The organism is Halomonas alimentaria (assembly GCF_009902005.1).
In the GTDB taxonomy this organism is placed as follows: Bacteria; Pseudomonadota; Gammaproteobacteria; order Pseudomonadales; family Halomonadaceae; genus Halomonas; species Halomonas alimentaria.
Map to the genome: position 1 here is coordinate 1,357,261 of NZ_WUTT01000001.1, position 13,234 is coordinate 1,370,494.

At 68.3% G+C, this 13,234-nt stretch carries 14 protein-coding genes; 8 read left to right on the forward strand and 6 right to left on the reverse strand.

Annotated features, from left to right (window positions below):
* Nucleotides 1-8 precede the first annotated feature (8 nt).
* Nucleotides 9-815: an ABC transporter permease gene (locus tag GRB96_RS06505; protein WP_161431374.1), complete on the forward strand. Its 807-nt coding sequence runs from the start codon at nt 9-11 to the stop codon at nt 813-815.
* Between the two features lie 39 nt (nt 816-854).
* On the forward strand, nt 855-1,754 hold the full coding sequence (locus tag GRB96_RS06510) for a cation diffusion facilitator family transporter (RefSeq protein WP_161431375.1): 900 nt from the start codon (nt 855-857) through the stop codon (nt 1,752-1,754).
* A gap of 6 nt (nt 1,755-1,760) precedes the next feature.
* Here the strand turns inward: GRB96_RS06510 and GRB96_RS06515 are convergent, their stop codons facing one another.
* The 3 genes from GRB96_RS06515 to GRB96_RS06525 are packed head-to-tail and all read right to left on the reverse strand — an operon-like array spanning nt 1,761 to nt 4,155.
* Nucleotides 1,761-3,110 (reverse strand): sensor histidine kinase, encoded by a 1,350-nt coding sequence (locus GRB96_RS06515; protein WP_161431376.1) that lies wholly within the window; start codon nt 3,108-3,110, stop codon nt 1,761-1,763.
* A complete protein-coding gene (locus GRB96_RS06520; protein ID WP_161431377.1) occupies nt 3,107-3,778 on the reverse strand; it encodes a response regulator transcription factor in 672 nt (223 codons plus the stop codon). The genes GRB96_RS06515 and GRB96_RS06520 overlap by 4 nt, the downstream gene beginning before the upstream one ends.
* Nucleotides 3,775-4,155: a PepSY domain-containing protein gene (locus tag GRB96_RS06525; RefSeq protein WP_161431378.1), complete on the reverse strand. Its 381-nt coding sequence runs from the start codon at nt 4,153-4,155 to the stop codon at nt 3,775-3,777. The genes GRB96_RS06520 and GRB96_RS06525 overlap by 4 nt, the downstream gene beginning before the upstream one ends.
* A 112-nt stretch (nt 4,156-4,267) precedes the next feature.
* Here GRB96_RS06525 and GRB96_RS06530 point away from each other — a divergent pair, with 112 nt between their 5' ends.
* Nucleotides 4,268-4,735, forward strand: coding sequence for a PepSY domain-containing protein (locus GRB96_RS06530; protein ID WP_161431379.1), 468 nt, complete (start codon nt 4,268-4,270; stop codon nt 4,733-4,735).
* Nucleotides 4,736-4,826: 91 nt separating this feature from the next.
* On the opposite strand, the gene GRB96_RS06535 is transcribed toward GRB96_RS06530, so the two are convergent.
* The 3 genes from GRB96_RS06535 to GRB96_RS06545 all read right to left on the reverse strand — a co-directional run bounded on the left by GRB96_RS06535 (nt 4,827) and on the right by GRB96_RS06545 (nt 7,165).
* The gene (locus GRB96_RS06535) at nt 4,827-5,609 is read right to left on the reverse strand and encodes a sulfite exporter TauE/SafE family protein (RefSeq protein ID WP_161431380.1); all 783 of its coding nucleotides are present in this window, start codon (nt 5,607-5,609) and stop codon (nt 4,827-4,829) included.
* Nucleotides 5,609-6,181, reverse strand: a complete 573-nt coding sequence (locus GRB96_RS06540; RefSeq protein WP_161431381.1) for a gamma-glutamylcyclotransferase — start codon at nt 6,179-6,181, stop codon at nt 5,609-5,611. Before GRB96_RS06540 ends, GRB96_RS06535 begins: the two co-directional genes overlap by 1 nt.
* 75 nt (nt 6,182-6,256) lie before the next feature.
* Nucleotides 6,257-7,165, reverse strand: a complete 909-nt coding sequence (locus GRB96_RS06545) for a LysR family transcriptional regulator (RefSeq protein WP_161431382.1) — start codon at nt 7,163-7,165, stop codon at nt 6,257-6,259.
* Between the two features lie 164 nt (nt 7,166-7,329).
* Between GRB96_RS06545 and GRB96_RS06550 the strand changes: the two genes are divergently transcribed.
* The 5 genes from GRB96_RS06550 to trpB all read left to right on the forward strand — a co-directional run bounded on the left by GRB96_RS06550 (nt 7,330) and on the right by trpB (nt 13,104).
* Complete coding sequence (locus GRB96_RS06550) at nt 7,330-8,841, forward strand: CoA-acylating methylmalonate-semialdehyde dehydrogenase (protein WP_161431383.1); 1,512 nt, start codon at nt 7,330-7,332, stop codon at nt 8,839-8,841.
* A gap of 71 nt (nt 8,842-8,912) precedes the next feature.
* Nucleotides 8,913-10,559 carry a GMC family oxidoreductase gene (locus tag GRB96_RS06555; RefSeq protein ID WP_161431384.1) on the forward strand — a complete coding sequence of 549 codons (1,647 nt, stop codon included), beginning with the start codon at nt 8,913-8,915 and terminating at the stop codon, nt 10,557-10,559.
* Between the two features lie 212 nt (nt 10,560-10,771).
* Nucleotides 10,772-10,978, forward strand: a complete 207-nt coding sequence (locus GRB96_RS06560) for a cold-shock protein (RefSeq protein WP_161431385.1) — start codon at nt 10,772-10,774, stop codon at nt 10,976-10,978.
* 148 nt (nt 10,979-11,126) lie between these two features.
* A complete protein-coding gene (locus GRB96_RS06565; protein ID WP_161431386.1) occupies nt 11,127-11,795 on the forward strand; it encodes an alpha/beta hydrolase in 669 nt (222 codons plus the stop codon).
* 106 nt (nt 11,796-11,901) lie between these two features.
* Nucleotides 11,902-13,104, forward strand: coding sequence for a tryptophan synthase subunit beta (trpB, locus tag GRB96_RS06570; RefSeq protein WP_161431387.1), 1,203 nt, complete (start codon nt 11,902-11,904; stop codon nt 13,102-13,104).
* The last annotated feature ends 130 nt before the right edge of the window (nt 13,105-13,234 follow it).

The window sequence follows — 13,234 nt, forward strand, 5'->3', positions numbered from 1 at the left end:
CGGGCCAAATGAGCTCACAGCGACTGATGGCCCTGGGCCTGCGCTTCTATGTGGTGGTGTTCTTCGCCTACCTCTTCCTGCCGCTGATCGTCATGGCCGCGGCCACCTTCAACGACAGCCGCTTCCCCACCGTGACGCCCTGGGACGGCACCACCCTGAAGTGGTTCGGCGAGCTCGCCGCCGATGGCGCCATGTGGCAGGCGCTGACCAACAGCGCCATCGTGGCCACGGGCGTGCTGCTGCTGGCGGTGCCCATCGGCATCGCCACGGCGCTGTTCCTCAACACCGTGCAGAGCCGCGCCAAGCCCTTCCTCTATGCGCTGATCCTCTCGCCGCTGCTGACCCCGGGGGTGATCATCGGCATCTCCACGCTGATCTTCTGGCGCCAGTGGGGCGTGGGCGGTGGCATCTTCCTCACCGTGGTGGGCCAGGCCACCTTCATCGCCGCCTACGTGATGCTGATGGTCACCGCCCGGCTGCAGCGCTTCGACCGCACCATGGAGCGCGCCGCCCTGGACCTCGGTGCCAGCCAGTGGCAGATGTTCCGGCGTATCCTGCTGCCCTACCTGCGCCCGGCGATTCTCTCGGCGGCGGTGATCGCCTTCCTGCAGTCATTCGAGAACTACAACACCTCGCTGTTCGTGGTGGGCTACGACACCACCCTGACGGTCTACATCGCCTCCAAGGTGCGCACCGGCCTGACCCCGGCGGTCAACGCCCTGGGGCTGATCCTGATCCTGGTGACGGTGCTGCTGGCGGCGGCCTACGAGTTCAAGCGGCGCCGCGAGGCCGCGCGCCTGGTGAAGGGGGTGTGATCCCTGCGCTATGCTGGGGGCCCGCCACAGGAGGGCCCCATGTCCCACGATCACTCCCATGACCATGCCCATCACGCCCACGACAGCCGGCGCCGCCTGAGCTGGGCGATTGTGCTCACCGGCGGCTTCATGGTCGCCGAGGTGGTGGGCGGCATCGTCTCCGGCTCGCTGGCGCTGCTGGCCGACGCCGGCCATATGCTCACCGATACCGCCGCCCTCGCGCTGGCCTGGTTCGCCGCCTGGATCAGCCAGCGGCCCGCAGACGGCCGGCGCAGCTACGGCTACCACCGGGTGCAGACGCTGGCCGCCTTCGTCAACGGCATCACCCTGATCGCCATCGTGGTGTGGATCGCCATCGAGGCGGTGCGCCGCTTCCTCGCGCCGGTGGAGGTGATGGGCGGCACCATGCTGACCATCGCCGTGCTGGGGCTTGGTGTGAACCTGGTGGTGTTCGCGATCCTCCACGGCGGCGATCGCGACAACCTCAACATGCGCGGGGCCGCCCTGCATGTGCTGGGCGACCTGCTGGGTTCGGTGGCGGCCATCGTCGCCGCATTGGTGATCCTGGCCACCGGCTGGACCCCCATCGACCCGCTGCTGTCGCTGCTGGTGGCGGCCCTGATCCTTCGGAGCGCCTGGAAGCTGACCCGCGAGGCGGGGCATATCCTGCTGGAGGGCTCACCGCACGACCCCGATGCCGCGACCCTGCGCCGGGAGATTCCCGAGGCGCTGCCGGCAGTGCATGACGTCCACCATGTCCATATCTGGTCGCTGACGCCGGCGCGCCACCTTGTCTCGCTGCATGCCGCGGTGGAGGCGGGGGAGGATCGCCAGGCGACCCTGGTGGCGATCAAGGCGCTGCTGGTGGAGCGCTACGGCATCCGTCACGCGACCATCCAGGTCGAGGACCGCAACGACTGCGCCGATGAACGGAAGTGAGGGAGCTCAGGGCTGCTCGCGCAGCGCGCTGCCGGGTAGCCAGAGCCGGACGCACAGCCCGCCGATCGCGGCCTCTTCGAGGCTCAGGCGGCCGCCGTGCAGCTCGGTCAGGTCCTTGACGATGGCCAGCCCCAGACCGCTTCCCGAACGCTGCTCGTCGAGTCTTGCGCCGCGGGCCATGGCGGCCTGGCGCTGAGCCGCATCCATGCCCGGGCCGTCGTCCTCCACCGCCAGCCACACCCCGCCGGCTTCCTCCCCACCGTTCAGCCGGACTTGCCCCGCGGCCCAGCGCAGGGCGTTGTCGAGCAGGTTGCCGACCAGCTCCTGCAGGTCCTGGGCATCCATGCGCAGGTACAGCGGTTCCGGCAGCTCGGCGTGCAGGGCGATGCCCCGACGCTCGGCCAGGCGTCCCAGCCCCTCGACGATCGGGGCAAGCACCTCGCCCACCGCGATGCGCGGCGCCAGGCCGGCGTCGCTGGCCGCGGTGGCGCGGGCGAGGTGGTGATGCACCGCGCTGTCGATGCGCGCCAGCTCGTCACGGATGCGGCGGCGACGTGGCTCCTCGATGCCGTCGGCCAGGGTGGTCAGTACGCTGACCGGGGTCTTCAGGGCGTGGGCCAGGTTGCCGGCGGCGTGCCGGGCGTGGGCCATCAATCGGCGGTCTCGCTCCAGCACGCCGTTCATGGCTGCGGCCAGGCGGGCGAGCTCCTCCGGGAGGCGGGTATCCAGGCGCTCGGCCTCGCCATCCTCCACCCGGCGCAGATCGGCGCGCAGGCGGCGTAGCGGTGCCAGCCCCCAGCGGATCTGCAGCGCCAGGGCGGCCAACAGCAGCGCGCCCAGGCCGGCCAGGGAGAGCGCTACCAGGCGGTCGAAGCGGGCGATCTCGGTGTCCAGCGGCTCACGGGAGATCGCCACGGCGACGTGCAATGACTCGGCCAGGGGGGCGAGGCGGATGTCACGCTCGATGGCCCGCAGCGGCGTGCCGCGAGGCCCCGACAGGTCGCGGAAGACGATCTCCGGGTGGGAGGCCGTGGCCAGGCGCTGGTCCCATAGCGAGCGCGAGGTGAGGGTGTGATTGCCGCCGTCGCTGGCCTGCCAGTACCAGCCGGAGAAGACCCGGGTGAAGCGTGGCTCGCCCAGGTCGCGCTGCAGTACCAGCTCGCCGGCGACCTCGTCCCAGGCCAGCCCGGCGACCACCACCTGCAGCAGCGATTCCAACCGCTGATCGAAGGCGGCGGTGGCGGTGGCCTGGACGTGGCGGGAGAGGGCGATGCCGGCGAGCGGCAGCGAGACCAGCAGGATCGTCAGCGTCGCCAGCATCAGTCGGCTGGCCAGGGAGAGACGGTGCGGAGTCATGGCGCGCCGTCGGTGTCGACCAGGCGATAGCCCTGGCCGCGCAGCGTCTCGATGCGTGCCGCGCCCAGCTTGCGCCGCAGGCGACTGACCTGCACGTCGATGACGTTGGAGTCGGGTTCGTGGTCGCGGTCGTAGACGTGCTCGGCCAGTTCGCTGCGGCTGACCACCCGGGGGGCGGCGTGGGCAAGGTAGGCGAGCAAGCGCGACTCCTGGGCGGTCAGGCTGATGGGGCGGCCGGCCAGGGTGACGCTGCCGCTGTGGGTATCGAAGGCGAGCTCGCCGATCCTCAGCACCGGATGGGCGTGGCCGTGGGTGCGCCTGACCAGGGCGCGCAGTCGGAACAGCACCTCGGCGGTCTCGAAGGGCTTGGTGACGTAGTCGTCGGCGCCGGCCGAGAAGCCGGCGGCCTTGTCGGCCCAGCGGGTGCGGGCGGTAAGCACCAGCACCGGCAGCTCGATGCCATCCTCGCGCCAGTCGGCGAGCCAGCGGCTGCCGTCGCCATCGGGCAGGCCCAGGTCGAGGATCACCGCGTCGTAGGCCTCGGTGCGCACCAGAAAGTCCGCCTCGCCGCCGTTCTCGGCTCGTTCCATCAGCAGCCCGGCTTCGCCCAGCGCCTCGCATAGCGCATCGCTCAGGGCGCGGTCGTCCTCCACCAGCAGCACCTTCATGGTGTCACCTCGCGGCGGCGCATGGCATCGATCTTCACCCCTTCCATGCCGACCAGCTCACCGCTCTCGGCGTCGAACTCGAACTCCACCACCTGGCCGTCGGGGCCGAGCATCTCGATCTCGTAGGCGAGGCGGCCGTCGTCGCGCTCCAGTTCCACCTCCAGCACCTGGCTTTCAAAGCGCGCCTCCAGCCAGTCGAGCAGGCTCGGCAGCGCCACGATTCTCTCTTCGCGTACTGCCTCGTGGAGATCCTGCCAGTGCTCCTCGGCCGGCGCAGACGAGGCGGCCAACTGTACCAGCAGTCCTGCGAGCAGGCCGGCCAGCAGCGTCAGCCGGGGATGCAGGTGAGGGCGAGTGTGGGGGTGTCGTGTCAGCATGGGCTCAGGGTGCCAGGGGCAACATGAACAGAGCATGAACGCTGCCTTCACCTTCAGGCAAGGTGAGGGGGTGTGTAATGGCCCGGCAACCCGCAGAGATGAGGACACCACCATGCAACGCAAGATGATCCTGACCGCTTCCCTGGCCGCCCTGCTGGGCGCTGCTACCCTGGCCCAGGCCGCGGATGAGCGCCTGGCGACCGAGCGCCTCGACGAGGTGTTGGCCCAGGCCGGTGATTTCGGCTTCCAGACCTTTGATGAGATCGAGGTGAAGCGTGACGACCGTGTTGAGGTCGAGGGTTGGCTCGATGACGAGTGGCAGGCCGAGGTGAGCTTCGACCTGGCCAGCGGCGAGAGCCTGAAGGAGGAGCGCAAGAAGCGCGAAGGCGGTGCCTGGGGCCTCTCCGAGGCCGAGGTGCGCGACGCCATGGCGCTGGCCGTGGCCGAGGGCCTGGCCGAGTTCGAGGAGCTCCAGGCCGAGCGTGATGGCCGCATCGATATCGAGGGCTACGACGCCGACGACCGTGAGCTGGAAGTGAAGATCCGCGACGGCGAGGTGCTCGAGGTCGAGCGCGACTGAACTGCTCCCGGGGCGCCTCCCGGCCAGCGACTCAAGAGTAGATAAGGAGGGCCCGGCTCATGATGCGCCGGGCCCTCTTCCCGTCTAGCGCTCAACGCAGGGAGGTGAGAAGCCCTATCACGCTGACCAGGATCAGCACGGCACCCAGCACCCGGAAGTAGAGGTTGGCGCGGCTGCCCACCAGGTAGCGGTGGGCGCGCTCGCCAAGCAGGTGCCCCACCAGGGCGCAGGGCAGCAGCCACAGCTGGTGGATCAACTGAAGGTCGACCCCGGCGATCAGGAAGGAGACCATCTTGATCAGCACCAGGATGAACCACAGCACGAAGAGCGTATCGCGTAGCTGGTGCGTGGCTACGTGGGTGGCGAATACCGCCACGATCAGGGGAGCGCCGATCAGCGAGGTGCCGCTGACGTAGCCGCCCAGCGCCAGCAGCAGGGCATCGACCCAGCGACTGTTGCTGCGAAAGGGCCTGTCCAGCACATAGCCCACCGCGTAGACCATCACGATCACGAAGATGATAGCGGTCATGATGTGGCCGGGCAGGGTCAGCAGGCCCACCACCCCGATCAGCTTGGGCACGATCATCACCTTCATGGCCCGCCACAGGTAGGCCCAGTCGATGTTGCCTTCGGCTGGCGGGCGGCCGCCATTCTCGGCCACCAGCTGGCGATGGCCGTTCCAGGCGATCCAGCTGGAGAAAATCAGCAGCTGGATGGCGATGATCGGCAGGAACACCAGCGGCTGGTCGAGCACCAGCAGCAGGAAGGGCAGCGACAGCACCGCCCCGCCGAAACCCAGGCTGGTGCGCACGAAGCCGCTCCACACGAAGATCAGCGCGATCGCCAGGTACTGCCAGGCCGCAAGCGCTTCCATCAGTCGCGCTCCCCGGGCAGCCGCGCGGTCAGGGCGAAGACGTGGTCATCCTCGACGTCGAGGGCGCGCAGCGCTGCCGCCAGGTTGACCAGGTAGTCGCGGTTGGGACCGCTGGGGCCGTGGGCGGTGGCGATCTGCGCGGCGATGGTGTCCAGCGGCGCATCGCCGAGGTAGGCGGCGTTGTCGGCGCCGGCCAGGTAGACCAGCCCCTCGGCATGGCCGCCGGCGGCATCGTCGAAGCACAGGGTGGTCACCTCGCGCAGATAGCCGTTCTTCTCGCGCACATCCAGCGGCGCCAGCACCTCGGGGGTGATGCGGTAGGCCATGCCGTGGCAGACCGCTCCGGGCTCGCGTACCAGGGTGACGACCCGACCGGGGGCCTCCGGGGTGCCGCGATGGTCGTGGGAGCCCTGCCAGAAGCGCCGCACCCAGCCGTGGATATGCGCCGGGCGGCGTTCGATATAAGGAAAGTCGGCCTTCCAGATCAGCGAGCCGTAGCCGAACAGCCAGATGGCGTCGTGGCCGGCGAAGTGGTTGCGCTGGCGATTCAGTTGGGTGGTGTCGTGGCTCATGGGTAGGGTCGTGGAGATCGTTAGACGGAAAAGTGTCCATGATGCGCCGCCGCCGGCGCGATGTCGAAGTCGTCTTCAGGCGCCGGGGCGTCCCCAGACCGCCTCCAGGGCCGAGAGGGCCTCGGCGATCACCGGCTCCTCCTCGCGCCCCCGGGGCCACAGGAAGCAGAGCGCGCAGGGCAGGTGGACCCCCTCGGCTAGCGCCAGGCCACGCTCCTGGCGCTCGGTCATGGCCAGGGTATCCCGCGCCAGGCTCAGCCCCACGCCGGCGCGCACCAGGTCGAGCATGCACGCTTCCTGATCGACCCGCGCCACCCCACGCGGCGTGAGCCCCAGGGGGGCAAGCGCTCCCGCCAGGAGGCGGTGATGCACCGAGTCGGGCGGCGTGACGATCCACGGCAGGCCGGCCAGCCGGACCCAGTCCGCCCCGTCCAGGCGACTGCCCCAGCCCGCCGGGGCGATCACGCGATAGTCGAAGTGGGTGAGCTCGCGGTGGGCGATGGTGTCGGCCTGCTCACCGGGCCCCTCGCCCGGCGGCGCCAGGTAGAAGCCGACATCGAGTTCGTCGCGGCCCAGGCGTGTCAGCACGCTGCCACTCATGCCGTGGTGCAGTTCGGTCTCCAGCTGCGGGGCGCGTTCCACCAGCCGGTGCAGGAAGGCCCCCAGGCGGATGAACTCGGGGTCGACGATGGTGCCGATGCGCAGTCGCCCGCGCAGGGTGCTGTGCAACGCCCGGGCCTGCTGCTCGAAGGCAGCCGCAGTGGCCAGCGCCTTCTCGGCGGCGGGCAGCAGCGCCTCGCCATCCTCGGTGAGGGCAAGCCCCTGGGGGCGGCGGCGAAACAGGGTCAGCCCCATCTCCTGCTGGAGCTGCTTGAGCTTGAGGCTGATGGCTGGCTGGGTCAGGTGCAAACGCTCGGCGGCGCGGGAGACGCTGCCCTCGCGGGCCACGCTGACGAAGGCGCGCAGGGTCTGAAGGTCCACCATGGGGTGCTCCGGCTCGAGTGATATCAGTAAAACTTATACTGCGCTTTTGGATTTCTCAATTGATCCCGGCCGGCGGCGCGCTAGTCTGGAAGGGTTGCATCCCCTTGATACGGGCTCCCTGTCCCATCCCCCGGGGATACCCGCACGACAAGACGAGGCGAGACATGAGCACAGTCAGCATCCAGCATTATATCAACGGCCGAATTTCAGGCGGCGAGTCCGGCCGCACCCAGCCGGTCACCAACCCCGCCACCGGCGAGGTCACCGGCCAGGTGGCCCTGGCCAGCGCCGCCGATGTCGATGGCGCGGTGGCCGCCGCCGCGGCCGCCTTTCCGGCCTGGGCCGATACCCCGCCGATCCGCCGTGCACGGGTGCTGTTCAAGTTCCTCGAGTTGCTCAACGCCAACAAGGACGCCCTGGCCGAGGCGATCACCCGGGAGCACGGCAAGGTGTTCACCGACGCCCAGGGCGAGGTGGCCCGGGGCATCGATATCGTCGAGTTCGCCTGCGGTATCCCGCAGCTGCTCAAGGGCGACTACACCGAGCAGGTGAGCAGCGGCATCGACAACTGGACCATGCGCCAGCCCCTGGGCGTGGTGGCCGGCATCACCCCGTTCAACTTCCCCGCCATGGTGCCGATGTGGATGTTCCCGGTCGCCATCGCCACCGGCAACAGCTTCATCCTCAAGCCGAGCCCGCTGGACCCCAGCGCCTCGCTGATGATCGCCGACCTGCTCAAGCAGGCCGGGCTGCCGGATGGCGTGTTCAACGTGGTGCAGGGCGACAAGGAGAGCGTGGAAGCGCTGATCGACCACCCCGAGGTGCGTGCGCTCTCCTTCGTCGGCTCGACACCCATCGCCAACCTGATCTACGAGCGTGGCGCGCGCCATGGCAAGCGCGTCCAGGCCCTGGGCGGGGCCAAGAACCATATGGTGGTGATGCCCGACGCCAACTTCGACAAGGCGGTGGATGCGCTGATCGGCGCGGCCTATGGCTCCGCCGGCGAGCGCTGCATGGCGATCAGCGTGGCGGTGCTGGTGGGCGACGTGGGCGATGAGCTGGTGCCGCGCCTGGCCGAGCGAGCACGTGCACTCAAGGTGAAGGATGGCATGCAGCTGGATGCCGAGATGGGCCCCATCGTCACTCGCCAGGCCCACGAACGCATCACCGGTTACATCGCCAAGGGGGTGGAGGAGGGCGCCGAGCTGGTGGTCGACGGCCGAGAGTTCGACACCTCGGCTACCGGTGAAGGGTGCGCCGACGGCTTCTGGATGGGTGGCACCCTGTTCGACCACGTCACCCCGGAGATGACCATCTACCGGGAGGAGATATTCGGTCCGGTGCTGGTCTGCGTGCGGGTGCCGGATGTGGCCACCGCCATCGAGCTGATCAACGCCCACGAGTTCGGCAACGGCGTGAGCTGCTTCACCGAGAGCGGCAGCGTGGCCCGCGAGTTTGGGCGGCGCATCCAGGTGGGCATGGTGGGTATCAATGTGCCGATCCCGGTGCCCATGGCCTGGCACGGCTTCGGCGGCTGGAAGCGCTCGCTGTTCGGCGACACCCATGCCTACGGCGAGGAGGGCGTACGCTTCTACACCAAGCAGAAGTCGATCATGCAGCGCTGGTCAGACTCCATCGATGCCGGCGCCGAGTTCGCCATGCCGACCCATAAGTAGGTCCGGCCACCCAATGCCCAGGCGAGAGGCGCCGTTTTCGCCTCTCGCCGAATGCGACGTGAGAGCACGCCATGGCGGAACAGGAATTCGACTATATCGTGGTGGGGGCCGGCACTGCCGGCTGCCTGCTGGCCAACCGCTTGAGCGCCGACCCGGCCAACCGGGTGCTGCTGATCGAGGCGGGCGGCCGCGACAACTACCACTGGATCCATATCCCGGTGGGCTACCTCTACTGCATCGACAACCCGCGTACCGACTGGCGGTTTCGCACCGAGCCGGACGACGGCCTCAACGGCCGCTCGCTGATCTACCCGCGGGGCAAGACCCTGGGCGGCTGTTCGAGCATCAATGGCATGCTCTACCTGCGCGGCCAGGCCCGCGACTATGACGGCTGGGCCGAGTTCACCGGGGAGCCCGAATGGCGCTGGGAGAACTGCCTGGCGGACTTCATGCGCCACGAGGACCATCATCGCCTGGATGAGGACGGTGATGCCGACCCCGAGCACGCCGCCTTCCATGGCCACGGTGGCGAGTGGCGGGTGGAGAAACAGCGCCTCAAGTGGCAGGTGCTCGACGACTTCGCCACCGCGGCCGTGGAGGCCGGCATCCCGCGCACGCGGGACTTCAATCGCGGCGACAACGAGGGGGTCGACTACTTCGAGGTCAACCAGCGCTCGGGCTGGCGCTGGAACACTTCCAAGGCCTTCCTGCGTGGAGCCGAGAAGCGTGACAACCTGACCCTGTGGCACTCCACCCAGGTGCTGGGGCTGGAGATCGCCGGCGAGCGCGGCGAGCCCAGGGCGAGTGGGGTGCGTGTGCTGCGCGACGGAAAGGAGTCGCTGGCTCGCGCCGGGCGCGAGGTGATCCTGGCCGCCGGGGCGATCGGCTCGCCCCAGCTGCTGCAGCTCTCGGGCATCGGCCCGGCCGGATTGCTGGCCGAGCACGAGATTCCCCTGGTAGTGGACCTGCCCGGGGTGGGCGAGAACCTGCAGGACCACCTGCAGATCCGCTCGGTCTACAAGGTCAAGGGGGCCAAGACGCTGAACACCATGGCCAACTCCCTGGTGGGCAAGGCGATGATCGGTCTGGAGTATCTGCTCAAGCGCTCCGGCCCCATGAGCATGGCGCCCTCCCAGCTGTGCGCCTTCACCCGCAGCAGCGACGAGTTCGCCCATCCCAATATCGAGTATCACGTGCAGCCGCTGAGTCTCCCGGCGTTCGGGCAGCCGCTGCACGACTTCCCGGCGATCACCGCCAGCGTGTGCAACCTCAACCCCACCAGCCGCGGCTCGGTGCGCATCAAGAGCGCCGACCCGCGCCAGGCGCCGGCCATCGCGCCCAACTACCTGAGCACACCCGAGGATCGCAAGGTGGCAGCAGATTCGCTGCGCGTCACCCGGCGCATCGCCTCCCAGCCGGCCTTCGCCAGGTACTCCCCCGAAGAGTTCAAGCCGGGGCCCGAGTACCAGAGCGACGACGACCTGGCGCGGCTGGCCGGTGATATCGGCACGACGATCTTCCACCCGGTGGGAACGGCCAGGATGGGACGCGACGACGATCCCATGGCGGTAGTGGACCCCCACCTGCGGGTGCGCGGGGTGACGGGACTGCGAGTGGTGGATGCCAGCGTGATGCCCACCATCACCAGCGGCAATACCAACTCGCCGACGCTGATGATCGCCGAGAAGGCGGCGCGCTGGATCCTGGCCGGGGAGTGAACGGTGTCACTTTCCGGTCACGCGAGGCAAATAGTGTTTGACGTGCGCCCGCCGAGGGCGCATGCTGCGTGCAGTTGGTTAGCAAGTCGTAACACCCCAGGTAGGCATCGAACGCTCTAGCGCCTCGATTTTCCCGGGAACGTTTCTTGTTTTACCCACTGCAACTCGGGTATTACCCGGCAAAATCAAAACGCTATTAGAGGAATTCGATAATGGCTACCGGTACCGTCAAGTGGTTCAATGACACCAAGGGCTACGGCTTCATCTCTCCGGACGACAACGGCGACGACCTGTTCGCGCACTTCTCCGAGATCCAGGCCGACGGCTTCAAGACCCTGCAGGATGGCCAGAAGGTCTCCTTCGAGGTCACTCAGGGCAAGAAAGGCCTTCAGGCCTCCAACATCAAGGTCATCGACTGAACGTCGATCGATCATGATGTGACTGCCCTGCAGTCGATGAAAGGCTCGCCACGGCGGGCCTTTCTGCTGTCTGGGCCCCTGGCCCCGATGGCCAGCCTCGGCGCATTGCGCTAGGGTGATGCCCTTTCCCCGCTGGAGACGAATTCCCATGAGCGAACCCGGTGAGCTGATCATCGACCCCAAGGGCAACAAGCCCGCCGACGCCTGCGTATTCATCCTCCATGGCCTGGGCGCCGATGGTCGCGACTTCGAGCCGCTGATACCGGCCCTGTCGCTGCCGGGCGATGCCAGCGTGCGCTTCATCCTGCCCCATGCGCCGCGCCTGCCGGTGACCATCAACGGCGGCATGGTGATGCCCGCCTGGTATGACATCAAGGAGATGAGCCTCGACCGTCGTGTCGACGAGGCGCAGCTGCTGGCCTCGGCCCAGCGCATCCAGGCGCTGGTACGCGAGCAGATCGCTCTCGGCATCGACAGTCGCCGCATCATCCTGGCCGGCTTCTCCCAGGGTGGTGCGGTGGCCTACCAGGCCGCACTCTCCTTCGACCAGCCCCTGGGCGGCCTGCTGGCGCTCTCCACCTACTTCGCCACCGCCGAGAGCATCGAACTGGCCGAGGCCAACCGCGAGCTACCCATCGAGGTCCACCACGGTAGCTTCGACCCGGTGGTACCCGAGGCGCTGGGCAAGGCGGGCTTCGAGACGGTCAAGCGCCTGGGCTACCCGGCCCACTATCGCCAGTACCCCATGGCGCATGCGGTCTGCCCCCAGCAGGTGGCGGACATCGGCCACTGGCTGGGCAAGCGCCTGGGGCGCTGAGGCGCCGGTAAGGATCGCCACGGGCGTCGCCGAAGGTCGCCTCGACAGCCATGCCACCTGCGGGCAGGATATTTGCCACGATTTTCTTGCCTGCAGGATCGATACTATGAGCGCTTCCCCCTATGCCAACCTCCCCGATGCCCAGGGCTACTTCGGTCGCTTCGGTGGCCAGCTGATCCCTCCCGAACTCAAGGTGGTGATGGACGAGATCGACGCCGCCTACGAGGAGATCCGCGTCCGCGATGATTTCCGGCAGGAGCTGGCCGAGCTGTTCGCGGATTATGTGGGGCGTCCCAGTCCGATCTTCCATGCCCGGCGGCTCTCCGAGAAGCTGGGCGGGGCCCAGGTCCACCTCAAGCGCGAGGATCTGAACCACACTGGCGCCCACAAGATCAATCACTGCCTGGGCGAGGCGCTGCTCGCTAAGTTCATGGGCAAGACCAAGGTGATCGCCGAGACCGGCGCCGGCCAGCACGGCGTTGCCCTGGCCACCGCCTGCGCGCTGGTGGGCATCCCCTGCGAGATCCATATGGGGCAGGTGGATATCGAGAAGGAGCATCCCAACGTCACCAAGATGAAGATCCTGGGAGCCACCCTGATCCCGGTGACGCGTGGCACGGCGACCCTCAAGGATGCCGTGGACAGCGCCTTCGAGGAGTATCTCAAGGATCCGCAGCACTTCATCTACGCCATCGGCTCGGTGGTGGGGCCGCACCCCTTCCCGAAGATGGTGCGTGACTTCCAGTCGATCATCGGTCGCGAGGCGCGTGAGCAGTTCCAGGCGCGGCACGGCCGCCTGCCGGACCATGTCACCGCCTGCGTGGGTGGCGGCTCGAATGCCATGGGCATGTTCACCGCCTTCCTCGAGGACGAGGGCGTGCACCTGGTGGGCGTCGAGCCCGCCGGCGAGGGCCTCGACACCCAGCGTCACTCCGCGACCCTGACTCTCGGCAAGCCCGGCGAGCTGCACGGCATGGCCTGCTACGTGCTGGAGGACGAAGAGGGCAACCCCATGCCGGTGCACTCCATCGCCTCGGGCCTCGACTACCCGGGGGTGGGGCCCCAGCACAGTTACCTGAAGGAGCTGGGGCGGGTGGACTACCAGAGCGCCAGCGACGACGAGTGTCTGGAGGCCTTCCTGACCCTCTCCCGTGTCGAGGGCATCATCCCGGCGCTGGAGAGTGCCCATGCCGTGGCCTGGGCGATGCGCGAAGCGCCGAAGCTGCCCACCGACCAGCATATCCTGGTCAACCTCTCGGGCCGCGGCGACAAGGATGCGGACTACGTGGCCGGCCGGCTGGGACTCTAGCCATTCCCGGTGTCGGTCATCCCGTGCGATAGCCCGGGTGCGTTATCCCTTCGAGGGGTGTGCCCCGGGGCGAACTGGGGTAGGGTGAAATAAGGGCCCGGAGAGGCCCGCCTACTGCACAGGGAACCTC